The 25244-nt window shown below is 39.4% G+C and carries 18 protein-coding genes; 9 read left to right on the forward strand and 9 right to left on the reverse strand.

Annotated features, from left to right (window positions below; translation table 11 throughout):
* The first annotated feature begins 226 nt into the window (after positions 1 to 226).
* Together ACKPEB_RS15475 and ACKPEB_RS15480 are read left to right on the forward strand one after the other, a co-directional pair.
* Positions 227 to 883, forward strand: coding sequence for a sigma-70 family RNA polymerase sigma factor (locus ACKPEB_RS15475; RefSeq protein WP_408965830.1), 657 nt, complete (start codon positions 227 to 229; stop codon positions 881 to 883).
* Positions 884 to 1041: 158 nt separating this feature from the next.
* Positions 1042 to 1578, forward strand: a complete 537-nt coding sequence (locus ACKPEB_RS15480) for an anti-sigma factor family protein (RefSeq protein WP_408965831.1) — start codon at positions 1042 to 1044, stop codon at positions 1576 to 1578.
* Between the two features lie 57 nt (positions 1579 to 1635).
* Here ACKPEB_RS15480 and ACKPEB_RS15485 read toward each other — a convergent pair whose 3' ends face one another.
* The gene (locus ACKPEB_RS15485) at positions 1636 to 2043 is read right to left on the reverse strand and encodes a gamma-glutamylcyclotransferase (protein WP_408965832.1); all 408 of its coding nucleotides are present in this window, start codon (positions 2041 to 2043) and stop codon (positions 1636 to 1638) included.
* A 122-nt stretch (positions 2044 to 2165) separates the two neighbouring features.
* Here ACKPEB_RS15485 and ACKPEB_RS15490 point away from each other — a divergent pair, with 122 nt between their 5' ends.
* Positions 2166 to 2765, forward strand: a complete 600-nt coding sequence (locus ACKPEB_RS15490; protein ID WP_408965833.1) for a glyoxalase-like domain protein — start codon at positions 2166 to 2168, stop codon at positions 2763 to 2765.
* Between the two features lie 59 nt (positions 2766 to 2824).
* Here the strand turns inward: ACKPEB_RS15490 and ACKPEB_RS15495 are convergent, their stop codons facing one another.
* From ACKPEB_RS15495 to miaA, 3 genes are all read right to left on the reverse strand, one after another.
* The gene (locus ACKPEB_RS15495) at positions 2825 to 3703 is read right to left on the reverse strand and encodes a diguanylate cyclase domain-containing protein (RefSeq protein ID WP_408965834.1); all 879 of its coding nucleotides are present in this window, start codon (positions 3701 to 3703) and stop codon (positions 2825 to 2827) included.
* A gap of 134 nt (positions 3704 to 3837) precedes the next feature.
* Positions 3838 to 5091, reverse strand: a complete 1254-nt coding sequence (locus ACKPEB_RS15500; protein ID WP_408965835.1) for a bifunctional sterol desaturase/short chain dehydrogenase — start codon at positions 5089 to 5091, stop codon at positions 3838 to 3840.
* A 319-nt stretch (positions 5092 to 5410) separates the two neighbouring features.
* Positions 5411 to 6334, reverse strand: a complete 924-nt coding sequence (gene miaA / locus ACKPEB_RS15505) for a tRNA (adenosine(37)-N6)-dimethylallyltransferase MiaA (RefSeq protein ID WP_408965836.1) — start codon at positions 6332 to 6334, stop codon at positions 5411 to 5413.
* A 188-nt stretch (positions 6335 to 6522) separates the two neighbouring features.
* Between miaA and ACKPEB_RS15510 the strand changes: the two genes are divergently transcribed.
* Together ACKPEB_RS15510 and ACKPEB_RS15515 are read left to right on the forward strand one after the other, a co-directional pair.
* Positions 6523 to 11415, forward strand: coding sequence for an ATP-binding protein (locus tag ACKPEB_RS15510; RefSeq protein ID WP_408965837.1), 4893 nt, complete (start codon positions 6523 to 6525; stop codon positions 11413 to 11415).
* Between the two features lie 134 nt (positions 11416 to 11549).
* A complete protein-coding gene (locus ACKPEB_RS15515) occupies positions 11550 to 12119 on the forward strand; it encodes a Uma2 family endonuclease (protein ID WP_408965838.1) in 570 nt (189 codons plus the stop codon).
* 59 nt (positions 12120 to 12178) lie between these two features.
* Here ACKPEB_RS15515 and ACKPEB_RS15520 read toward each other — a convergent pair whose 3' ends face one another.
* Positions 12179 to 13660, reverse strand: a complete 1482-nt coding sequence (locus ACKPEB_RS15520; protein ID WP_408965839.1) for a M16 family metallopeptidase — start codon at positions 13658 to 13660, stop codon at positions 12179 to 12181.
* A 48-nt stretch (positions 13661 to 13708) separates the two neighbouring features.
* Positions 13709 to 15274, reverse strand: coding sequence for a M16 family metallopeptidase (locus tag ACKPEB_RS15525; RefSeq protein WP_408965840.1), 1566 nt, complete (start codon positions 15272 to 15274; stop codon positions 13709 to 13711).
* A gap of 185 nt (positions 15275 to 15459) precedes the next feature.
* On the opposite strand from ACKPEB_RS15525, the gene ACKPEB_RS15530 reads away from it, so the two are divergent.
* Positions 15460 to 16068: a TetR/AcrR family transcriptional regulator gene (locus ACKPEB_RS15530; protein WP_408965841.1), complete on the forward strand. Its 609-nt coding sequence runs from the start codon at positions 15460 to 15462 to the stop codon at positions 16066 to 16068.
* Positions 16069 to 16074: 6 nt separating this feature from the next.
* On the opposite strand, the gene ACKPEB_RS15535 is transcribed toward ACKPEB_RS15530, so the two are convergent.
* Positions 16075 to 16509: a DUF4332 domain-containing protein gene (locus ACKPEB_RS15535; protein WP_408965842.1), complete on the reverse strand. Its 435-nt coding sequence runs from the start codon at positions 16507 to 16509 to the stop codon at positions 16075 to 16077.
* 90 nt (positions 16510 to 16599) lie between these two features.
* On the opposite strand from ACKPEB_RS15535, the gene ACKPEB_RS15540 reads away from it, so the two are divergent.
* A complete protein-coding gene (locus ACKPEB_RS15540; RefSeq protein ID WP_408965843.1) occupies positions 16600 to 17979 on the forward strand; it encodes an aminopeptidase P family protein in 1380 nt (459 codons plus the stop codon).
* A 45-nt stretch (positions 17980 to 18024) separates the two neighbouring features.
* Positions 18025 to 19701, forward strand: coding sequence for a hypothetical protein (locus ACKPEB_RS15545; protein WP_408965844.1), 1677 nt, complete (start codon positions 18025 to 18027; stop codon positions 19699 to 19701).
* A 28-nt stretch (positions 19702 to 19729) separates the two neighbouring features.
* Here ACKPEB_RS15545 and ACKPEB_RS15550 read toward each other — a convergent pair whose 3' ends face one another.
* A complete protein-coding gene (locus ACKPEB_RS15550) occupies positions 19730 to 21124 on the reverse strand; it encodes a GUN4 domain-containing protein (RefSeq protein WP_408965845.1) in 1395 nt (464 codons plus the stop codon).
* 346 nt (positions 21125 to 21470) lie between these two features.
* A complete protein-coding gene (locus ACKPEB_RS15555) occupies positions 21471 to 22403 on the reverse strand; it encodes a histone deacetylase (RefSeq protein WP_408965846.1) in 933 nt (310 codons plus the stop codon).
* A 179-nt stretch (positions 22404 to 22582) separates the two neighbouring features.
* On the opposite strand from ACKPEB_RS15555, the gene gyrA reads away from it, so the two are divergent.
* Positions 22583 to 25216 carry a DNA topoisomerase (ATP-hydrolyzing) subunit A gene (gene gyrA / locus ACKPEB_RS15560; protein ID WP_408965847.1) on the forward strand — a complete coding sequence of 878 codons (2634 nt, stop codon included), beginning with the start codon at positions 22583 to 22585 and terminating at the stop codon, positions 25214 to 25216.
* The last annotated feature ends 28 nt before the right edge of the window (positions 25217 to 25244 follow it).

Raw genomic sequence — 25244 nt, forward strand, 5'->3', positions numbered from 1 at the left:
CCGTAGGACATACGGAAATGCAAGCTTGTGGAGAGGATGTAAGACTCGTTAGTGCTTGCACTGAAAAGCATTCTTCTATGAAACAAGAATCCCCCGTCGAGCGCGCAAGCTTGACGGGGGAGTGTCAACCTCGGTATCATAACTCTTGAGGAGTTTAAACCCAGGAACCTAAGCAATTCGGGTGACGTCATTACTAACGGAATTTTTCATCAACCGAGTTCCACCCATGAGCCAATCTATTCCTATCACTTGGTCTGCGACTGAAGTCTCTATCCCCCTAGAGCAAATCCCCCTGGAACAACTTTCAAATTCTGATTTGGTCTTGCGTTGTCAACAGGGAATTTGTCCTGACCGTGCGGCGTTTACAGAACTACTGCGTCGTTATCAATCCCATGTTGATAAAATTCTCTATCACTTAGCACCCGATTGGCAAGATCGAGCCGACTTAGCTCAAGAAATCTGGATTCGAGTCTATCGTAATCTGAAACGTTTGCAAGAGCCCGCCAAATTTCGGGGATGGTTAAGTCGAATTGCGACTAATTTATTTTACGATGAACTTCGCAAGCGCAAACGAGTTAAACCCCCTCTTTCTTTAGATGCACCACGCAATATTGAAGATGGGGAAATGGACTGGGAAATTGCCTCCGATAGTCCTGGCCCGGATGAAGATATGGTAACTCGTGAATTTTATAGCCATCTTCGAGATGCAATTGCTGATTTACCAGAAGTTTTCCGTACAACCATTGTTTTGCGAGAAATTGAAGGATTAGCCTATGAAGAAATTGCTGAAATTACAGGAGTTTCCCTGGGAACTGTTAAATCAAGAATTGCCAGAGCGCGTCAACGATTACAAACCGATTTACAAGTTTATCTGAATCCTTAAAAAATTGGGGATAAAAAGTTGCAATTCTCCCGAATAGCAATATAATAGTGATATAAACTTTAACCCCAATTTTTGAGAGTTTCCCCCCAAGATTAAGCTCAATCCAATCTGTCTAAATTTCATGTTAAATTCCATATTTGGTGAATGGGGGTGTTCCGATGAAGCACAATTTTGAAGCAGAACCACAAACCGATTCAACCATCCAGGGGCATCTACTTGACCCTCAACAATTTCAATTATTGAGTGCCTATCTCGATGGAGAAGCGACGGTTTCAGAACGCCGTCAAGTTCAAAATTGGCTGGATACTGATCCTAAAATTAAAGAAATCTATCTACAACTGATTCAACTGCGTTCTCGCTTACAAACTGCACCCGTTCCCGCCTCCCATTCCTCGGTCAAACAACTCGCGACCCATATTTTCCAACACTTAAATCAAAGAACTCGTGTGATGGTGGCTTGGGGAGGAACAGCCATTGCTGCTGTTTTGGTGATGATGGTTTCAGCTACAATTTCCGATGATTTTGGGCGAGTTCCCAGAATAGCTCAATCTGAAAAGATCAACCATTCTGAACCTCTACAAATTGCCTTAAATGAACCCTTGATTCCCATTATTAATCCAAATGCAGTTAGTATTAGTGTAGATCAACCCATTATTCCCATTCCGAAAGCTGCGGTTTCAACACCTATCAATTAAAGGGATATATTCTCTTATAGGGGTATGGTTTTCCAACCCCTAAAGCTTTTTTAATGATTAATCTCCCGGTTTCCAACAGCCATTAGGAATTAAAACCCCTGAGTAGAACTGAACTTTTTGAATATCCATCAAGTAAGCCCAAACTAAACCCAAAGGTTGATGATTCAAATCAAAGACCGGAATTTTTTGTCGCTGATATTCATTTTCTTTCGGTGGACGGTGAGGTTGATAATCTTCTAATTGATCTAAGTCTAAAAAAATATTAGGGTCGCTAAAGGATAAAATCACCCCTTGGACAATCCCTTTCCCGGCGACCATCCCAGGATACCCTAAAGACAGAGCATAAAGTTTTCCTTGAGCAAAAGCAGGACGCTGGGTAATAACCCGTCCGTGACAATAGCGTTGATAATTGCATTCCCCAGGTTTAAGGGTACCATATACAAACACATGGATCAGATTTGTCATTGTTCGGCTACCTGTCTGGACTTGAGAGAGTTGTCTAAACTTTTTGTTAACATAATCACTAGCTGCTGCTCTGAGCTTTTGTCAGGGTGGCTATAATTGGTTTTCTACGTCTGAATTTATTTATGCTAATCACCGTTAATTTAATCAATTTTTGTTTTCATTCTTTACCGTTAAGTGCGTTGTTCCTAGAAATCCCACTATTTGACACTTTGTTTTCCACTCAGGGAGTCATGGTGATGCTGTTGGCGGCTTATGCGGTTGCGATGTGGATGTTTTTAACCAGCGCTCCGAAAGTTTATACTGTTATGGTTTCAGATTTGAATGTAGCTAGAGATTTTTATGAAGGTTTATTAGGTCTCTCGGTGGCTGATGTTCCTTTGCATTATTACTATAACTATGAACAAACGTTAGGCGCAACTGGAATTGATCCGCTTTATCTTTCGACTCCTGTTAGTAGTGCGGCTCCCGCTAAAATGCAAGGAACTGAGGGGTTATGGTATCAACTGATGAAAAACACCCAATTACATATTATTGGAGGAGCGAGTTATGGGTCTAAAGATCAAGACCGTCATGTTTGTTTTGATCGAGATTGTTTAGAACAAATTTTAATGCGAGTACAATTAAGAGGGGTAAAACACAAAATTCGCAATGAAAAACCCTTAAATTTTTTAGTTAAAGATTTAGATGGTCGTGTGATTGAAATGACAGAAGTAAAAAGCTAGAAGACGCTGTTGACAGTTGAGTGTCAATTGCCAACAGGTCGGTCAACTGTCAACCTTTTTTAAAGATAAACACAATGTTCTGCTGAGGTTTTTGCTTTTTCTAAGGCTTGGTTGATGCGTTCAAGACAGGCTCGATAGTGTTCATTAGGTTGAGCCATTGTATATCCAATAGAGATGGAATATTGAGAAGGGTTATCAGGGGATTCTTCCGAGGAGAACAGATGAGTTAAAATGCGACTGAGTGCTAGTTTGGTTCCAGGTAATTCTGAAAAGATGGCTAATAAAAATTCCTGATCTCCCCACTGAACAACCCAATCACTTTCACGTAAAAGCTGTTGTAATCTCTGAATTATAGCTGTTATTTTAGGGGGGGAATTCGTTAAAAAATCTGAATTTTCTAAGGAATCAATTCCCTCAATACTAACACAAGCAATACAAAGGGGTAAATGGTGACGGGATGCAATCCCTAGACATTGACGAAGATGATTTTCTGCAATTTCTCGTTCCACGTAAATCTGACAAAATTCTTCTTGTCGAGAAGTCATGATCGTTTCAAGATCTACAATTTTTTCTGCATTTTTTAAAATGCTATATTCAATGGCTTTAAACAAGTTGTCAATTTCAGAATAAGAACTCACACCTCGCTCAAAAATTTCTCCGGTTTCACAATAAGAATTTAAAGCTTTTGTTGCCTTAATAATAGACTGTTCAATCTGCTTAATCTGTTGATATAGGATCAAACAACCTAAGAGGGTTGTCAATAAAATAATGATAAAAATTTCTCCTTCCAATGGAAGTTTAGGATGCAAGATTAAATAAAATGTGTAACCAATTAGGGGAAGATTAACGGCTAGGATTCCGATTGAAATTAGCTTAGTTTTAGAGTTTTTACCTCGAAAAATATTCACCTTTTGGAAGAGTCTCAAACTCTTATTCATTGGAGTGTACATGGAAAGTTCTGCAATTAAAGAGGAGGAATTAAGTATGGAAAATTAGGAGGGGTCAGCAAAAACATCTCCTAATTTTGAGAATCAACCTCTAGTTCACGATGCACCACTGCACTCCAAAGCTTTTAATTGCGATTGAGAACAGTAGCTGCTCTTTCAGTAGGTTTTCGACTGAACAGTTTGAAGTAAGTAGAGACCCAGAATTCTTTAATAGGAAAGGCAAGAAATGTCAGAGGATTGATAGTCACAATTATATCGCGGATATCCGCTTGGGCAAGTTTAATAATTTGTTGAGCTACCCAGTCGGCAGACATGACTCCAATGGGGTTTAAATTGCTCTTAAACGGCCCTAAAATTAATTTCCGAATCACACAGGGTGCATCTAAACGCCGCAGGGTAATTAAATCGCCTAATGTGCGTTTACTCAGTTCATAAAGCGGACTTAAGGCTGGCCCGACTTCGGCTTCTGAGGTATTGACCCAAACTTCTTTTTTGGCGATATCGGCGTTGGTGCGAACCGTTGTCAGGAATAATTCTAACAGTCGCCAACAGGAAAAGGTATTGACTTCATAGGATTGAGAAATGGCGGCTTCGGTTCTCAGACCGTGAACATTAATTCCGTGATTTAAGATTAAGATATCAACTTTTTGGAATAACTCGGCTAATTGTTGTTCTTGTCCGACTTGCCAAGTCACCGTTTTAACTGGAATTGTTTCTTCGTCAACCGTTAAATTTAGGGTTTGTTCACCGGAGGTTAAGGCTAAAATTTTTGCCCCTTTTAAGTGTAATTGTAATAGCAATGCTTGTCCGAGGGTTCCTGATGCTCCGGTGACTGCAACGGTTTTTCCTTTTAATGAAAGTGCCGTTCCCATGATTTTATCTAATAGGGTAAAGGTTCCACAAAAATAAGCATTTTGATTATCAAAATGATGCCGCCAATGATAAGTTCGATTCACCATCCAAGGGGTAGGAGGACTGGAAAATTCACCCGGAACATGGGTTAAATCGGTGAGTTTATCCATATTGGGAATTCCCATTCCCCGTGCAATTGCTGATAATAGAAAACCGAGGGTATAAATACAACCGAGAAGGGCAAATCCTTGTTGTTCGGGGGTGTAAATATGAGCGATCGCCAGTAAAATTAACGTAAAGCTTAACATGACGCTGGCTTCAGGAACATCATTATACCAATGGGCTTGGCGATAAATTTTTTCACTGACTGGGGTTAAGTCGGGACGAAATACCCGATGATGCCAATTATGCAGGCGATATAAGGGCGAAAAAACATGAGCCAGAGTATGGTAAATATCTCGTATTAGTTCCGCGCCTATGATAGAACCTACTCCCCATGCTAAATTTCCTATCCAAACCGTTACCATATCCAATGGCGTACACCTCTACTGACTAATTTTTATTTTGATCTCTGGTATTATAAATCTTTCCTGACTTAATCGCTAAACTGGGTTTCCGAATGTTAATTGCACAGGTGAGAAACCGGGTTTTTATCGAGATTTTAATTATTAGTATGAAGTTAACTCAACAACGCCTTCACCTGTCATTCTGAGCAAAGCGAAAAATCTCTACTATCTTTGAGTTCCCTACAGAGATGCTTCACTTCGTTGAGCATGACAATGAATGATAATTATTTGTTCTAGTTCTAGTTTCCGTTCTTAATTGTTGCATCAAGTCTCGCTGACGCTAACGGTAATTCCAGAAATTGATACAAGAGAAAACCTCATCTAATAAGTGAGGATTCTCTACATCAAACCATTGAATTTCAGAAACTGCCCGAAACCAAGTTCTTTGACGTTTAGCAAATTGTCGGGTATGCAATACGGTTAATTCCTTGGCTATGTCTAAAGCAATATCCCCCGCTAAATATTGTTTGATTTCCTGATATCCTAAAGTTTGTAATAACGATAATTCCGTTCCATATTTCTGACATAACTGCTCAACTTCTTGCACGAATCCTTTTTCAATCATCTCTTCCGTTCGCCGTTGAATTCGATGGGTTAAAACTTCGGGTTCACAATTTAAACCAATTTGTAAAATCGGATAATCAGGGGGATTTTCTCCTTGTTGTTCAGAAATCGGACGACCTGTGATATAATAAACTTCTAAAGCGCGTAAAGTTCTAACTTGATCATTAGCATGAATTTTTTCTGCTGCGATGGGGTCAATTTGTTTTAAGAGTTGATAACATTGAAATTGACCTAATGCCTCAATTTGCGATCGCAATTCCGGGTGAGGCGCAACCCTCGGAATTTTCATCCCTCGCACAATGGATTTAATATATAACCCGGTTCCACCCACTAACAATAACGGTGCAGAACCCAAAGCATTGTTAATCAATTGTTGGGCTTGATCTTGATAATCGGCGACCGTTAAAGTCTCGGTTGGTTGACAAATATCAATCAAATAATGGGGAACACGCTGACGGTCTTCCGGGGTCGGTTTCGCTGTCCCAATATCAAACTCTCGATATACCAACCGAGAATCTGCACTTAAAATCACAGACCCTAAACGTTCCGCTAACTCAATCGCCAACCCAGATTTCCCCGTCGCCGTCGCACCACAAATTACAATTAACCGGGGTAGCTGTGATATTGTAGAAATCGTCAACTTTCCTCCTCTGCAATCAATTCCGACTCCTCGAATTATGGGGTTGCATCCCCTAAAAAATTTCTTTCGAGAATGCCCTAAAATCGTCTATAACCTATTTGTGCTACAATTTTTGAAAGTTTTGTCATTTTACTGTAAAAACGCTAAATGGGACGTTTTTACATCATCAATACTGGAGTCGTGATCAAATGACCAGCAATTACAGCGCCGAACAAATTCAAGTTCTCGAAGGTTTGGAGGCCGTTCGCAAACGCCCCGGAATGTACATTGGTTCTACCGGGCCGAGGGGGCTCCACCATTTAGTATACGAGGTTGTAGACAATTCGATCGATGAGGCGCTGGCTGGCTATTGCACCCACATCGAAATTGATTTTAACCCCGATGGTTCTGTCACCGTCACCGATGATGGTCGCGGTATCCCCGTCGATACCCATTCTAAAACTGGAAAGTCTGCTTTAGAAACCGTGTTAACCGTTCTCCACGCCGGGGGAAAATTTGGCGGAGGCGGCTATAAAGTGTCCGGGGGTTTGCATGGTGTGGGGGTTTCCGTGGTTAACGCTTTATCCGAATGGGTGGAAGTTACCGTTTATCGAGATAAAAAACAATATCGTCAACGGTATGAACGGGGAACTCCCGCCACGGAACTGACTTCAAAATCCATCAAAGAAACCCGAACCGGAACATCGGTTTGCTTCTTACCCGATACTTTAATTTTTACGACGGGAATTGAGTTTGATTATGATACCATTGCGTCTCGTTTACGGGAATTAGCCTATTTGAATGCGGGAGTTAAAATTACTCTCAGCGATAACCGTTTAGAGTTGTTAAAACGCGATACCCCTAGAGTGGAAACCTATTGTTATGAAGGGGGAATTCGAGAGTATATTGCCTACATGAACAACGATAAACAACCGCTCCATGAAGATATTATTTATGTGTTTGGAGAACGCAATAACGTTCAAATTGAAGTGGCGTTGCAGTGGTGTACCGATGCTTATAGCGATACCATTTTAGGCTTTGCTAATAATATTAGAACCGTTGATGGAGGCACTCATTTAGAAGGGTTAAAAACCGTTTTAACTCGAACCTTAAATGCGATCGCCCGTAAACGCAATAAACTTAAAGAAGGAGATGCCAATTTAGGGGGAGAAAATATTCGGGAAGGCTTAACGGCTGTTATTTCTGTAAAAGTACCTGACCCAGAATTTGAAGGACAAACAAAAACCAAACTGGGAAATACAGAAGTTCGCGGGATTGTTGACTCATTAGTTGGGGAAACCTTAACCGAATATTTAGAATTTAATCCAGGGATTGCGGATTCAGTCATTGAGAAAGCGATTCAAGCCTTTAAAGCCGCAGAAGCCGCTCGACGAGCACGGGATTTAGTGCGTCGAAAATCGGTCTTAGAATCCTCTCCTTTACCCGGTAAATTAGCGGACTGTAGCAGCCGAGATCCCCATGAATCGGAGATTTTCTTAGTTGAAGGCGACAGCGCCGGGGGCTGTTGGATTAGTTTTACTTATATATCTCTTGCTGATGGTTCAGAAAAAACTATCAAAGAGATTGTCGATGAACAAGCTGAAGGGAAAGAACATTTTTGTTACACCATTAGTCCCAGCGGCAATATTGCCATTCAACGCATTATTAATGCACGACTGACCAAAAAAGATGCCCAAGTTGTGAAGTTAACTTTGGATAATGGAGAAACGTTAATTTGTACTCCCGATCACCCCTTTATGTTAAGGGACGGTAGTTATAAAGCAGCAGCAAAATTAACCCCAGAAGATTCTTTAATGCCCTTTCATCGCAAAATTTCTCAGAAAGGGGTAGATGGGGGATTAAATGGTTATGAAATGGTGTGGAACCCCGGTTATGATAAATGGATTTATACCCATTTATTAGCGGATTTTTATAACTTAAAACAAGGCGTTTATCCATCCTCTGCTGGTAATCATCGTCATCATGTTGATTTTAATAAACGCAACAATAATCCCACCAATATTCAACGCTTACCGGCGGAGGAACATTTCGCCTTACATCGTGCTCATTTGCAAAAAACCTTACATCGTCCTGATGTGATTGAGAAAAGTCGCCAGGTGCATCAAAGTGAAGAGTTCCGCGAATTTATGAGCAAACGAATGATGCAGCCTGAAACTCGACAAATCCTATCAGAACAGGCTAAAGCACAATGGGAAGATGAGCAATATAAAGCTTATATGGCTGAGAAATGGCGAGAATTTTATGAAAGTAATGAAGAGTATCGCCAAGAGAATAATGAAATGTTATATCAGGCGCAACAAGAATATTGGAGTCATGAAGAAAACCGCCTGAAACAAGCAGAACGAGTGCGACAATATTTTGCAGATAATCCCGAACTTCGACAAGCTTATTCTGAAGCTGCGAAAAAACAATGGGAAGATGAAGAACTGTTAGATTGGCGGCGGGAAAAAACCAAGGAACAATGGACAAGAGAGTTTCGGAAAAAACGGCGTAAAGCGTTAGATAAAACCTATTATGACAAAACGCTGGCTGCACTTTATAAAGTCTATTCCCATTATGGGTATATGGACGTTGACAAGTACGAAAACTATCGCAAACGTCAAAAAGATAACAGTATATTGACCTTTAAAACGTTTTGCGATCGCTATTTTGAAGGAGATGAAGTCGCAACCCGAATGGCAATTCGGAACTATAACCATCGGGTCGTTTCTATTGAATGGTTAGAAGAACGGCAAGATGTCTATGATATTGAAGTTCCCCAGAGTCATAACTTTGCGTTATCGGCGGGAATTTTTGTACATAATAGTGCCAAACAAGGACGCGATCGCCGCACCCAAGCCATTCTTCCGTTACGGGGAAAAATCCTCAATATTGAGAAAACCGATGATGCCAAAATCTACAAAAACACCGAAATTCAATCCTTAATTACCGCATTAGGATTAGGCATTAAAGGAGAAGAATTCGATGCCTCTCAATTGCGCTATCATAAAATCATCATTATGAGCGTTGCGGGAGACGAATCAACGCTGGTGATGGAGGAGAGTGGCAAAACAGAATTCGTAGAAATTGGCACATTTATTGATGAATGTATTGCCGGAAAACGCACCCCAGAACGTTATCAAGTGATTGCTTTTGATCCGGTTACTCATGCCACTCGTTTCCGTCCGATTAAAGCAGTGATTCGTCATGGACATGAAGAACCCATGTATCAACTGAAAACTCGCTATAATCGTCAAATTAAAGTGACATCTTCCCATAGTGTTTTTGTGTATGAAAATGGGGAAGTAAAACTCAAAAAAGGCAATGAAGTTAAACCTGGAGATTGGTTAGTAGCCAGCCGTCGTTTACCGCGTTCTACAGAACCCCAAACCTGTATTGATTTACTCCGTACTTTCTATGAAGCGGGTGTAACTCAATCCTTGTATTTGCAAGGAGAACATGTTCGTAAAATTGCCAGTCGCCGGATTTTAGCGAAAGTTGAAAAACCCGAATTATTAAGTGAAGCACGGGTGGAATTAGAGGCTAACGCATGGCAAGAGTTAATTGCTCAACGTCAATCATTAGGAATCACTCAACAGCAATTAGCGAATGCCATTGGAGTCAAACAAGCGATTACTATTAGTCATTGGGAACGGGGGATTAATCGACCGATTTTGTCTAACTTCTTAGATTATTTAGAAGCTATTGGAGGCAATGAAAATGTTGTTTACCAAACCCTCCCTTCTAAAATTGATCAACTCCTAACTCAAGATGACAGTAGTAAAAATGCTCGTTGGCGCGAAGTTAGTAATTACAAACCCTTTGAATATTTCACACCCAGTGAGTTAATTCAGTTGGGGGATAACCTGAAAATTGTTCCTCAAGCGCACCAGAATAAAGCCTTTGATCGTTATTTACCCATTACATCAGAATTGATGTGGTTTTTGGGTTGGTATGTGGCAGAAGGAACCTTATCTAAACATCAAGTTAGTCTGAATTTAGGCACAAAAGATGAACGGTTTATCCCTGAATTAATCACGGCAATTCAAGCGGTTTTTGGGGAAACGCCACGTCGTTATGATGATCCCGAAAGTCAAGGCATTAAACTCTATTTTAATAGTGTGATGGCTGCCCGACTTTTACAAGCGTGGGGATTAGGGAAAAAACCCCATAAAAAATCTATTCCCGATCTGGTTTTCTCTGTCACTGAACCTTTACAGCTTGCCTTTTTAGAGGGGTATTTCTTAGGGGATGGTACGACCAGTGGGGCGAATATTTCTTGGACAACCAATTCCCATTCTTTAAAAGAAGGATTACTGTATTTATTCGGACAATTGGGGTTAATTGTTAGTACCAGTGAACATCAACCTCAATGTCATGAAACAACTTCCATCCAAACCCGTCATCCTTATTACACCCTTACCCTTTGTGGCAAACAACAATTAGAAAGTTGTCGGTTAATTTGGCAACGTCATCTAGGGGCAGAAAAACTCAATACCTATCTCCAACTTCCGATGCAGAAACCGATGGATTATTTACCCATTAGTGAAGATTTAATGGGATTAAAAGTCATTGCTGCCGAGGAAATTGAATTAGTCGGAGACTATGTTTATGATTTCTCGGTTGAGGGGGATGAAAACTTTGTTTGTGGAACCGGAGGACTTTGTTGTCATAATACAGACGCGGACGTTGATGGCGCCCATATCCGCACTTTGTTACTGACCTTTTTCTATCGGTATCAACGGGAATTAGTGGATCAAGGCTATATTTATATTGCCTGTCCTCCCTTGTACAAAGTGGAACGAGGACGGAACCATCAATATTGTTATAATGAGCGAGAATTGCAAGAATATTTAGGAACTTTACCCGCCAATGCTAACTACAATATTCAACGGTTTAAAGGGTTAGGGGAAATGATGCCCGAACAACTTTGGACAACAACAATGAACCCAGATACTCGCATGATTAAACAAGTTGAAATTGAAGATGCGGCGGAAGCGGATCGGATTTTTACGGTGTTAATGGGCGATCGCGTCGCTCCTCGTCGGGAGTTTATTGAAACCCATGCTCCGCGCTTAAATTTGACAGATTTGGATATCTAAAAAACAGGGTTATTAGAGGGGATGGAATTAAAGAAACCTTGAATTTCATCCTCTTTAATGAACGGACAGAAACCCAGTTTATGATTTTGTTTTAGATGGGTCGATTATGGGTTAATAAGAGGAAATTAATTAGGATGGAAGCGATTATTTTAAGCTTAGAAAATGTTGGATTAAGCGATGAGCAGTTTTTTAATTTTTGCCAAGCAAACCCAGATTGGAAATTAGAACGAAGTGCCCAAGGAGAACTTTTAATTATGCCCCCCGTTGGAGGAATTGGAGGAAATCGAGAAGCCGATTTAATTACAGATTTAACCCTTTGGAACCGCCAAACCCAACCCGGAATTGTCTTTAGTTCTTCTACCATTTTTCGTTTACCCCAAGGGGGAGATCGATCACCGGATGTAGCTTGGGTGAGTTTAGAAAAATGGTCAACTTTAACCGTAGAAGAACAGGAAGCTTTCCCACCGCTTTGTCCTGATTTTGTCATAGAACTGCGATCGCGCACAGATCGACTCAAAGCGTTACAAGAAAAAATGCAGGAATATCTCAATAGTGGTTTAAAATTAGGTTGGTTAATTAATCCTCAAAACCAACAAGTTGAAATTTATCGACCCAATCAAAGGGTAGAAATTATAGAACTTCCTGCTGATTTATCAGGAGAGGATATATTACCCGGATTTATATTAAATTTGCCCAAATTTTAATGAACAGGGACACAAATCCCCGTGTCAGGGGGAGAAAACCTCACCCCTACAAAGATGAATTAACTCCCAGGAATCGTCACATCAATAGTTGTAATTTTTGATTGTCCATCTAAACTGCTTAAGGGTGGATTAATCATCTTTTCATTTCCCACCACTAAAATCACTAAATTTTCAGGTTTGAGATATTGTTGAGCAACTCGTTGAACATCTTCAATCGTTGTGGCTTCGACTTGACGTTGATAATCAAAGATAAAATCCTTGGGATAGCCATAATATTCGTACTGCATTAAACGCCACAGAGTTTGACCTGGATCTTCAAAATTGAAAATAAAAGAATTCAACGTTGATTCCTTTGCATAAGCTAATTCTTCCGGTTTAATCGGTTCTTTTTGTAAACGTTCTAATTCCGTTTTAACTCCTTGAATAAAAGCAACAGTTGTTTCAGAACGAGTTTGTCCACCTGCGTTAAAAATCCCTGGAAAATCATAACTTGCACCCCAATTTCCATACACTGAATAAGCTAATCCTTGGCGCGATCGCACATTATTAAATAATCGACCACCAAACCCACCTAAAACGCCATCCATAACCGTTAATTCAGGATAATTCGGATCATTTAATAATCCTCCTAAATGACCCATTTCCACATAACTTTGAGTCAGTTGAGGTTGATCGACCATAAAAATTCCTCCAGAATTCACTTGAGAAACTTTAGGAAGGGGAGGAATAACTGCTTTTTGAGTAGGTTTCCAATCTTCTAACTTTTCAGCGATTAACGCCTTCATTTCTTGGAGATTAAAATCTCCAACAATTCCCAAAATCATGGTTTCAGGATGAAAATATTTTTGATAAAAATCAACTAAATCTTCGCGATTAATATTCTCTAAAGTGGAATATTCTACAACTCTTGCATAGGGACTATCTTCGCCATAAATGAGTTTAACTAACTCTCTTCCGGCAATCCCTTCAGGGTCATCATTTCGACGGGCAATTCCGCCTTTAACTTGAGTTTTAGCTAAATCTAATTGAGCTTGAGGAAAGCTAGGATTACGAATTAAATCGGTAAATAATCCAAACACGGTGGGTAAATCTTCGCTTAATCCTCCAAACCCAACGCGACCCGATGTTGTATAAATTCCGGCTTCAATAAAAGCCGCTTTATCTTCCAAAAGTTGATTAAATTGATCGCTAGGATATTGAACTGTTCCGCCATTTCGCATCACTTCTGCGGTGATACTGGCTAAACCCACTTGATCAGCAGGTTCAAATCGATCTCCAGTCCGAAATAAAGCGGTTCCTCCCACTAAAGGAAGTTCATGATCTTCAATTAAATAAACCGTAATTCCATTATCTAATTGATAACGTTCATAGTCAGGAAGTTGAATTTCTGGTAAAGGCGGAAAGGTTAAGTCTGTGTAATGTTTGGGTGTAGAAGCAATGGCAGGAATATGGAAAAAAACCGTCACAAATAGTGTCAGTAAGAGTAAACCTGCGGAAAAGAGCTTGTATTTTTTTGAGTTCAAAGCTTTAGCATTCAGCATAATTAATCACAAATTTTATGAGGATAAAAAACCTAAATAATGACCGATTTATTCATCGGGTAATAAGCGTCCGATTGTTCGAGTTTCAGGACGGAACATGGTTTGAGCCACTCGTTGAATATCCTGGGGAGTAATAGCATCAATTTTTTCTAACTCTTCAAACAAGTTAACCCAAGACCCGGTTTTAACCTCATATTCAGCTAAAGCAAATGCCATCCCCATATTAGAATCTAAGGATCTCAATAAACCTGCTTTAGCTTGAGTTTTGACCCGTTCTAACTCCGTTTCAGAAACTAATTCGGTTTTAAAACGTTCAATTTCACGACGCAATGAAGTTGCGACTTCATCAACAGTATGACCCGGTGCAGGCATGGCATAAAATAACATTAAATTAGGGTATTTATCCCCTGGATATCCAGTTGAACCTTGTGCAGATAAGGCAATTTTTTGATCTTCCACTAAGGATTTATACAAACGAGAAGTGCGACCATAACTAAGGAGACTAGAAATCATATTATAAATCACAGCATCAGGGTGATTGATAGCGGGGGCTGGATATCCTTCAAAATACCAAGGTTGAGTTTTTAATTTTAATGTAATTTCACGGGGTTCTGTTTGTGGGGGTTCAACAATATTCAATTGAGGTGGTTTAGGTTTAGCGGTGTAACGACCAAAATAAATTTCTGCTAAACGTTTAACTTCATTCGGATTAACATTTCCCACAATAACGGCTGTTAAATTATTAGGAACATAGTAAGTTTCAAAAAAATCTTTAACGTTTTGACGGGTTAAATTTTCTAAGTCTTCCACATATCCAATTACAGGACGGCGGTAGGGATGAACTTTGAAAGCGGTAGCTGAAAATGCCTCAACCATTTGACCAACAGGGGAATTATCTGTCCGTAAGCGACGTTCTTCTAAAATCACTTGTTTTTCTTTATAAAACTCTCTAAAAACAGGTTCTAAAAAGCGTTCTGATTCTAAGGACATCCACAATTCTAATTTGTTAGCAGGAAGGCTATAAAAATAAGACGTTGCATCAGTAGATGTCATCGCATTCATCCCCACTCCACCTGATTGTTCTACAATTCTACCAAACTCATTTTGTTTCACATATTGATCGGCTTCAGAGATTAATTTTTCTAACTCAGCCATTAATTGTTGAACTTTCTCAGTGTTTCCTTCTGCTTTTGCTTGTTTAATTTGTTCAAAAACTTGATCCTGCTGATCTAATAGCGGTTTTTCAGCTTGATAATTAGTTGTGCCAATTTTTTGGGTTCCTTTAAAGGCTAAATGTTCTAAATAATGGGCGACTCCTGTTTGTCCATCGGGTTCATTCACACCACCGACATCAGCATAAATTAAAAAAGAAACAACCGGAGCTCGATGGCGTTCTAAAACAATAAATCTCATGCCATTATCGAGGGTAAATTCGGTAATTTCTCTCGCAACTCGTTTTAAATAAGGTTGGATAGAATGGGTTGAGGGTGAAATTTCATCAGCCCACACGGTTTGAACGCCCAACACCCCTAATAAACAAATGCTTAAAACCACAGCTAACAAACCTTGTCCCAGAAAGGTTCGTTTCTCTCGCAAAAAATAACCCAATGACATAGATTTTTATCGATGTAATTTAACAACAATAGCAGAAGCAATCGCTACGCAATCTATTTTAAAGTATTATGATATCTAATGAACACCTGAACAGAAAGTCAAACTATGAAGAGTTATATCGTTCGGGATCAGTCTTCCTGAAGGAATGGTAATCTAAAACTAGAGCCATGTATGATGAGAAGGTTATGGGACATCTAAATCATTCCACATCATCGGAATTAGAAACACAAATTTTACAGGCTGCACGACGGTTATTTGCCCATCAAGGATATGATAGTACAACCACTCGTGATTTAGCCAAAGCTGCGGGGGTTGCAGAAGGAACATTGTTTCGGCATTTTGCCAATAAAAAAACGATTTTGATTGCCATCGTCATAGAAGGATGGGTTGAAATTTTAACGGATTTATTAACAGAATTAAGCTCAATGGCTAATTATAAAGCAGTTGCTCAACTGTTGCATCGACGCATGATTAATCTTCAAAAAAATGCTGATATGATGCGGATTTGCTTTTTAGAAGCTCAATTTCATCCTGAATTACGGGATCGGATTCAATCAGAAATTATTGCAAAAATGACCGATGTTACCGAAGCATTTTTTGAAACAGCGATGCAAAAAGGGATTTATCGTCCCATGAATCCTAAAATTGTAGCTCAAGTCTTTTTAGGAATGTTTGCTATAGCTGGATTTAGTTATAATACGCTATTAGAACCTAACGCATCTCCCCAAGCTATGAAAGAAATGGCAGAAGGATTAGCGGATATTTTCCTCAATGGAGTATTAGCAAAAGAGTAAAAAATTCTATAAACATTTAGCTTGTTGCACCCATTGTTTAACTACATTAACAGACGGACATAAATCTCGACGTTGTAAATTAACCACATAAAAACGTAAGATTTGTTGATGCAAACGATGAACAGGTAACTGAGCTAAATGGCTAACTGAACTAACACCCGAATGTAGCAAGAGTCCACAATATTCACAGCCCACACTGGGAATTCTTGCTAAGTCTGCCATTGCCATCCATTTATTAACATCTCTAATATTAATTTGGAGAAAATTGGCTAACAACAGTTTATCCGCTTGAGTTTTGCCTTTTTTTAACAGTTGGCGGGTGGTTTTGATGCCATAATTGTTTAATCGGCTTTGATTGTCTAAACTCAGACCCGGAAGTTGAGAAATCGGCCAATCAACAGCTTGGATACAGTGATGAGCGTTAGGTTGAAAAGATGCCATCGTTTAAAATTAATAGAATAGAAAATTATAGATATTCTATCAAATTTTAGATTAAAATTAACTTAAACCTATGATAACCTTAATTTGATTATGTTATTCAAAATATCTCCATTCTTAATCGATATTCTTCGCCAACGGCGGGAAAAACTCAGCCATTTGATTGATTTTCCGGCAATTTTATGGTCAGGTTGTGCTAATTCTCGCAATTTTCCAGCTAATCTTTATCCCTTTCGCGCCAGTAGTCATTTCCTATATTTTGCTGGGTTTCCTTTAGAAAATGCAGCCATTCGTTTAGATCAAGGTCGCTTAGAATTATTTATGGATGATCCGCCAGAAGGAAGCGCCCTTTGGCATGGAGAAATGCCTCAACGAAATCAAATAGCAGAACTCATCGGTGCAGATGCCAATTATCCCTTAACCGATTTATCAAACTTTCTCAAAAATGCTGCAACAATTGTTGTACAAAACCCGATAACTGCAACAGAACAACGTCAACTTTTAAATCGTTCGTTAACTTCAGCAAAAGTACCAGAAGGCATTGATTTAGAATTAACAAAAGCTATTATTACATTACGTTTAACCCATGATAAAGAAGCTTTAAACGAGTTAAAAAAAGCCGCAAAAGTCACTATAGAAGCTCATCAAGCTGGGATGAAAGCAACAAAAATGTCTCAATTAGAAGCTCATGTCAGAGCAGCAATGGAAGCCGTTATTATCAGTCATAATATGACCTGTTCCTATAATAGCATTGTTACGGTAAATGGAGAAGTTTTACACAATGAACATTATCATCATTCTCTACAAACCGGAGATTTATTATTAGCCGATGTGGGTGCAGAAACACCGATGGGATGGGCAGCAGATATTACCCGAACTTGGCCCGTTTCAGGAACATTTTCTCCCACTCAACGAGATATTTATCAAGTGGTTTTAAACGCTCACGATCAATGTATTAATGCTATGAAACCCGGTATAGAATATCAAGATATTCATCGAATAGCAGCCACCGTGATCACAGAAGGGTTAGTAGAATTAGGAATATTAAAAGGAAATCCAGAGGATTTAGTCAACCAAGATGCTCACGCCTTATTTTTCCCGCATGGAATTGGGCATTTATTAGGCTTAGATGTTCACGATATGGAAGATTTAGGAGATTTAGCAGGATATGAACTCGGACGAGTCAGAAGTGAACGGTTTGGTTGGTGTTTTCTGCGGTTAAATCGTCCATTAAAACCGGGAATGTTAGTGACAATAGAACCCGGATTTTATCAAGTTCCCGCTATTTTCAATCATCCTAAAAATCAAGAAAAATATCAAAAGATAGTCAATTGGGAACGTTTAGAACAGTTTGCGGATGTGCGAGGAATTAGAATTGAAGATGATGTGTTAGTCACTGAAACAGGAACAGAAATTTTAACTCAAGATTTACCTACTACTATTGAAGAAATAGAAGCATTAGTTCAAAGTTAATTGGATGATGAAACAGAAAAAAGAAAGATTAGTAACTTTAAAATTATGGCTAGAACATCTTTAAAGCAAAAAGTCAAACAGTTCCTAATCTTCTTTTTAGGAACATTAATTGTCATGGGAGTCACGGTAGCGGGTTATGCCTTTACAACTCTATTATTATCCAGAAATTCAACACCTGTTTCATCTTCTAATGTTTTCTCCTGTGGAAGTGCGACGGGTGGAGAAATGGATCATGCGATCGCAACTTTTTATAGTCATAATGGACAGGGAGAAGTTACCCCAACTTGGACAAATAATATCAAATGGGATTGTGTTTATAATATTAAAGATTTTACAGGTTCTAACTTAGTAGAACAGTTTAATGCCGCCAGAGATGCTGCGTCAAAAAATGGCGGAGGGGTTGTTTATTTTCCGTCAGGAACCTATAATTTTAATGATAGCATAAAACTCAAATCAGGTGTGGTAATGCGAGGAGAAACACCCCAGGTTAGATCGGCAAAATCAAAGGATTATAACCCGCCAGCAAAATTAGTTTTTCCTCAATATAAACCCCAACTTTCAGGAAACGGGACTCCTAATGAAACCTCCTTTAAAAGCATTCAAACAACCACACCAGATCAAGATAGTAATATCGGGATTATTAACCTCGAAATTAATCGAGCATCTATTAACTTTGTTGGCAATTTAGATAACAGTAAAAATAATAATATTATTATATTTGGAATTCGCAGTAATAACGTCGCCAAACCCGATCCACAAGTTCCTAATCTCGAATTTCAACATCCTTGGCAACGGTATAGTCATCGCTTTGCATCTAACATTGAAGTAACCGCTTATCAAAATGTTTTAATTGCCAACAATCGAATTAATGATAATATTACCGATAATTATGAACAACCCGGATATCGATTACATTCCAAAGATAAAAAGAATATTATCACCTATCAAGAAGGAGATAAAGTACCATTTCACTATGGAAATCATTATGGAATTGTTGTTAACCGAGGTGGAAAAAAAGAGGGGTTTCAATTAGCAGCAACTCCCACCACAGAACCTGGACTTTTTCGCAAAGGAATTATCATTCGAGATAATTGGGTTTACCATACGATGCGAGTCGCTATTCATGCTTCAGGAGATGGGTTAATGATTCAAGATAACGAAATTCAAGATCAACCTAATAAAAAATGGTGGACAGACCCCACAGGAACGCGAGAAGCAACAGGCGCAGTCACCTTAGAAAATCGAGGAATTGACTGGTCAGGGTGGAATGTTTTAATTACAGGAAATCATTATCAAGTTTATCGCCATCACATCGGAGAAACCAACTATTTAAGCGTGGATGGAGAAGGAATTTTAATTCAAGAATGCTGTGGCGGAACAACCGTTAATAATGTTATAATAAAAAATAATAAAGGCAATGCTTATATTGGACTTTATAAGGTGCAAAATATTAATAATGCTATAATTGAAAATAATCAAATTAACCATTCTGATATTTTCGTGATGGCGGATACGAATAATCAAACCTATAGCATGAATCAGGTTAAAATTATTAATAACCAAGTTTCAGGAAATATTATTGCAAAAGCAAGTTTAGGGGGTCAAGGAAATGAAATCTCAGGAAATCAAGGAAACCAAAGGGGTAAAATCGATTATTCTTGTTCTATTGAAATTAATAATAATTCAGGATTTAATCTGCAACCCTGTACCTCCCTGCGTTAATTAATATAACAGTAAATATTGACTAACGTTAAAGCTTACAATCTACAAGTCTGGATGCTAGAGTAGAAACGCCTTTCCAACCCCCACTTCCCACACCCCATAACCATCTACCCCACCACAAAAACGGGAGGTGTCCTTTTGGGTTTCTTAGATCAAATTTAAGATCTTGATAATGTAACCAATTTCCAGAAACACGCCAACCCACTTCATCCCCAAATGCTTGCCAAATTTTACTATCATAATTGCGGGTTCCTCCCAAACTTTGATAGATCTCTTTCTGTACTGAAAAACTGAAGCGTCCATTGCTATATTTTAACCACAGTTGATCCAGGGTGCGTAAATCCTCACAGGGAAAATTATCAATATCTTCTTCCTCTAACCATCCCTCATTTGTTCTTCCCGTTACTTCTAACATTTTTTTAGCCGTTTCTTCGTCAGCTTCTTTCCACATTTTAGCTTGGAGAAAATGTTCTAATTGATGATAATTAATTCCTTTAGCTGACTTGAATATGACCTTCGATTTTGAGCGGTGTTTCACGATGGGTTTAGCTTTAAATTGGAGGGCTTCAAAAACTTCTTTAGCCGTTTGAAAGCGGTTGTTTGTATCTTGTTGTAAGAGTTGATCTAAGACCTGACCCAAACGATCACTGACTGGAACTGTTAAATAATCTCGCCACACCCATTTTCCTTGAAAAATATCAAATAAATCAAAGGGTTCAACATTGGTTAATAGGTGAACACAAGTCACCCCTAAACTATATAAATCACTGGCAAAAGTCGGTTTTCCTAACGCTTGTTCCGGTGCAATATATCCCCAACCATCCATCATCGTTCCGGGTAGGGATAATCCCGTCTGGCTGCTGACTTTAGCAACTCTAAAATCCACTAAAACTAACTGATGATCACTCGATCTTATAATAATATTTTCCGGTTTAATATCTTGATGAATGACATGATGTCGATGGCTTAATGCTAAAACGGGTAAGATACGCCCTAACAGATTTATAATTTTAGTTTCTGAAAATGATCCATTTCGAGCTAAATTTTGGGCTAAATTTTGTCCGACAATATATTCTTGAACTAAATAGTGATGATTATTTTCAATAAAATAAGCAAATAATTCAGGAATTTGCTGATGTTTTCCTAATCTCTCTAATCGAATTGCTTTGCGTTGAAAGAGTTCATCAATTTTATTTTGATTATTGAGACTTTGATCGGGTAAAAAAGAAAGTTTTATGGCACAATAGGGTTGAGATAATTGATCTTGATCAACGGCTTGAAACGTTAGACCAGAACTCCCTTCTCCTAATAGTTTTAAAGCTTGATATCGTTCTTTTACAAGTAAATTAGAACCACACTTTTGACAGAAATGGTTTGTTTTCGGGTTGAGTTGGAGACAATCAGGGTTAAAACATTGACTCATTGTTAAGTCGGGGAATAATTGAGAAGCTCATGTAATTTTAGCACACCTCAAGAACCGAATTTCATCCTCTAACGTTTGTAACTAGCAGAAACAGCAAAACCTCATTGAATTCTCCTCCATTATTCTCCTAAAAATCGGATTTGCACCTCAACTTTTTCTTCCTAATAGAAAGATTAATTGAGCAACCCGGTTTCTAACCTAAACTCTCAAAGCCATTTCAATTTCATATTCCATCCTTTAATGTTTGCTACCAATTATTGATCGGATGGCTAACCCCTTTTTTCCATCCCCTATTCCCTATTTCCTTTTCCCTCTGTTCGCAGTAAATCGTAGTTAAGCTGTTGCTTTAAAAAGCAGCACTTAAACATTTTTCTAACGTCTCTAACACCGATTGAGATAAACTCGGTAAATCATAACCGCCTTCAAGTCCAAAGACAATTTGAGAGGTGAGTTGTAGACAATATTCGGTTAAGAGTCCGTAGTCTTGGGGTTGCAGAGAAATACTGGCTAACGGATCATCGGCGTTGGCATCATATCCAGCACTAATAATTAATAAATCCGGCTGAAACTTTTGTAAAAACGGCAAGATATAATGTTGAAAAGCCGGTTTGTAAAGTTCAATCGTGCTACCCGGAGACATAGGAATATTTAAAACATTGTTATAAGCGCCGTGTTCCTCCGCATATCCTGTCCCCGGATAACAGGGAGATTGATGCAACGAACAATAAGCGATCCGAGCATCTTCTTCCACTAACGCTTGGGTTCCATTTCCATGATGCACATCCCAATCTAAAATCGCTACTTTCTGAATGTCCGGTTGTTGCAAAGCATAATAAGCGGCGATCGCTGCATTAGAAAATAAACAAAATCCCATTCCCCGATCAGCTTCCGCATGATGTCCGGGGGGACGAGCTAACACAAAAGCGGGACGTCCGGTTGTTAAAACTTGATCCACCCCATCTAACCACCCACTCACCGCCAGTAAAGCCACTTCATAACTTTCGGCTGACATCGGCGTATCCCCATCCACATAACCTCCTCCTTGCTCGGCGATGGTTTTAAGACGCTGAATATGGGACGGTGTATGCACCTGTTTTAAGAGGGTCATTAAGGGTTCGAGGCGATCCATCACGGGAGTCGGTGGTTGCCAGTTTAACTGTTGTGTCCAAGATACGGATTTTAGGGCATTTACAATCGCTGTTAACCGTTCGGGTCGTTCTGGATGGAATAATCCGGTCTTATGGTTGAGAAATTCGTCAGAATAAATAACTGTTAGCATTGTCAAGGTTTTTTGTCAATTTTAAATCTAAGATTTCACCTGCGATAAGAAGGCAAATTATGGTACAATTTTAAGCATTAGTCGCTAATTTTAGAGCCGATACCGAAGATGATTTTCTTTCTACTAATATTTTCGGTTAAATGTGACTAATTTTAAATTGTAATGGAGTTTTTGAAGGTATGAGTACCTCTGAGTCGAGAATTATCCCGACGGATCTGAGAAACGAAATGCAGCAATCGTACCTTGAATACGCCATGAGCGTAATTGTAGGGCGAGCGCTGCCAGATGCGCGGGATGGTTTGAAACCCGTTCATCGTCGGATTTTATACGCGATGCACGAACTGGGGTTAACACCCGATCGACCCTTCCGTAAGTGCGCCCGTGTGGTGGGGGAGGTACTCGGTAAATATCATCCTCATGGGGATGTCGCCGTTTATGATGCTTTAGTGCGGATGGCGCAGGATTTTTCCATGCGCTCACCGTTAATTAACGGTCACGGTAACTTTGGTTCCGTTGATAACGATCCGCCGGCTGCCATGCGGTATACCGAATGTCGTCTCCAAGCCTTAACTTGTGATGCCCTCCTGCGAGATATTGACGCAGAAACCGTTGAATTTGGCGATAACTTCGATGGATCTCAACAAGAACCCTTAGTTTTACCTGCACGAATTCCCCAATTATTATTAAATGGATCGTCAGGAATTGCGGTAGGAATGGCAACCAATATTCCCCCCCACAATTTAGGAGAATTAGTCGATGGTTTAGTGGCATTAATTCATAATCCTGAGATTACGATTGCTGAATTAATGCGTCATATTCCGGGGCCAGATTTTCCCACCGGGGCTCAAATTTTAGGCACATCAGGAATTAAAGAAGCCTATATGGATGGTCGGGGTTCGATCACCATGCGCGGGATTGCTACCATTGAAACCATCGAACATCGCGGACGACCGGATCGAGATGCGATTATTATTACGCAATTGCCTTATCAAACTAATAAAGCCGCAATGATTGAACGCATTGCCGAAATGGTTAATGATAAGAAATTAGAGGGAATTTCTGATATCCGCGATGAAAGCGATCGCGATGGAATGCGGATTGTAATTGAACTTAAACGCGATGCTTATGCTCGTGTTGTTCTCAATAATCTTTACAAACAAACGCCCTTACAAACGAATTTTGGGGCGAATATGTTAGCTCTAGTGAATGGTCGTCCTGAAATTCTCACCCTGAAACGCTTCTTAGAAGTATTCCTACAATTTCGGGAACAAACCATCCGTAGACGTACCCAATATGAACTGAAAAAAGCTCAAGAACGAGATCATCTTTTACAGGGATTATTAATTGCTTTAGAGAATTTAGATGCTATTATTGCCTTAATTCGTCATGCTGCTGATATCCCCATTGCCAAACAAGAATTAATCACCACCTATGGGTTATCGGAACAACAAGCAGATGCGATTTTACAAATGCAACTGCGACGATTAACCGCCTTAGAAGCTCAAAAGATTGAGCAAGAACACCAAGATCTGCAAATTAAAATTGCTGATTTGGAAGATATTTTAGCGCGCAGAGAACGAATTTTAGAGATTGTTGAACAGGAAGCTTTAGAACTGAAACAAAAGTTTAGTACCCCTCGGCGAACTGTCATTGAACATACCGAAGGAGAGCTAGACGAAACCGATTTAATTGCCAATGAAAAAGCCTTAATTCTGTTAACGGAACAAGGCTACATGAAGCGAATGCCTGTTAATACGTTTACCGCCCAAAGTCGAGCGACTAAAGGTAAACAAGGCACAAAAATGAAAGAAGATGATGGAGTTGAACACTTTATCACCTGTTGTGATCATGATAGTGTTTTATTCTTTAGCGATCGCGGAGTTGTTTATAGTATCAAAGCGTATCAAATCCCGGTTGCATCCCGCACCGCGCGGGGGGTTCCCATTGTGCAAATGTTACCCATTCCCAAGGAAGAACGAATTACATCCATTGTTCACGTTAGCGAATTTAGCGATGATGAATACTTGGTGATGTTAACCAAAGGAGGATATATTAAGAAAACCCAATTATCCGCCTTTAGTAATATTCGGACAAATGGTTTAATTGCGATTTCCTTAGAAGAAGGGGATGAATTGCGCTGGGTGAGACGAGCAAAAGTTGAAGATGGAATTATTATTGGTTCCCGTCATGGCATGGCAATTCATTTCAAAGCCAATGATAAACAATTGCGACCGTTAGGACGGGCAACACGCGGCGTTAAAGCCATGAAATTAAAAGGGGATGATACCTTAATTAGCATGGATATTCTGCCGAGTGCCATTATTTCTAATCTGGCTGAATCCGAAGGTGAAGAAGCTGAAACCGATGAAGAATTAACGGTAATAGCAACAGAAACTACCGAAGAAAATGAAACTGAAACTGAAGTCACAACCGAAGGCAGTGCTCAAGGATTATCTGTTTTAGTGATTACCGCTAGTGGGTATGGAAAACGAGTTCCAGTGTCTCAATTCCGCTTACAAAATCGAGCCGGAAAAGGGATTATTGCCACCAAGTTTAAATCCCATGTTGGTAAAGATGAAGTCGTGGCATTAAAGGTGGTAGATGAAACTGAAGAGTTAATGTTAATTAGTAGTCGTGGAATTATTATTCGTCAAGTGGTGAATGCCATTCCCCTGCAATCTCGTAGTGCAACGGGGGTTCGGGTTCAGCGCTTATATGAAGAAGATTCAATTGCGGCGGTGGCGATTGTTCCCGCTTCTGGAGAAGAAAGCGAAAGTTCATCCAATTCTGAAGAATCTGGAGAAGAAGAATAAATTCAGTTTGTTTCTGATCATTTCCCCC

Origin of the sequence: Planktothrix sp. (genome assembly GCF_046067725.1) — a bacterium.
GTDB lineage: Bacteria > Cyanobacteriota > Cyanobacteriia > Cyanobacteriales > Microcoleaceae > Planktothrix.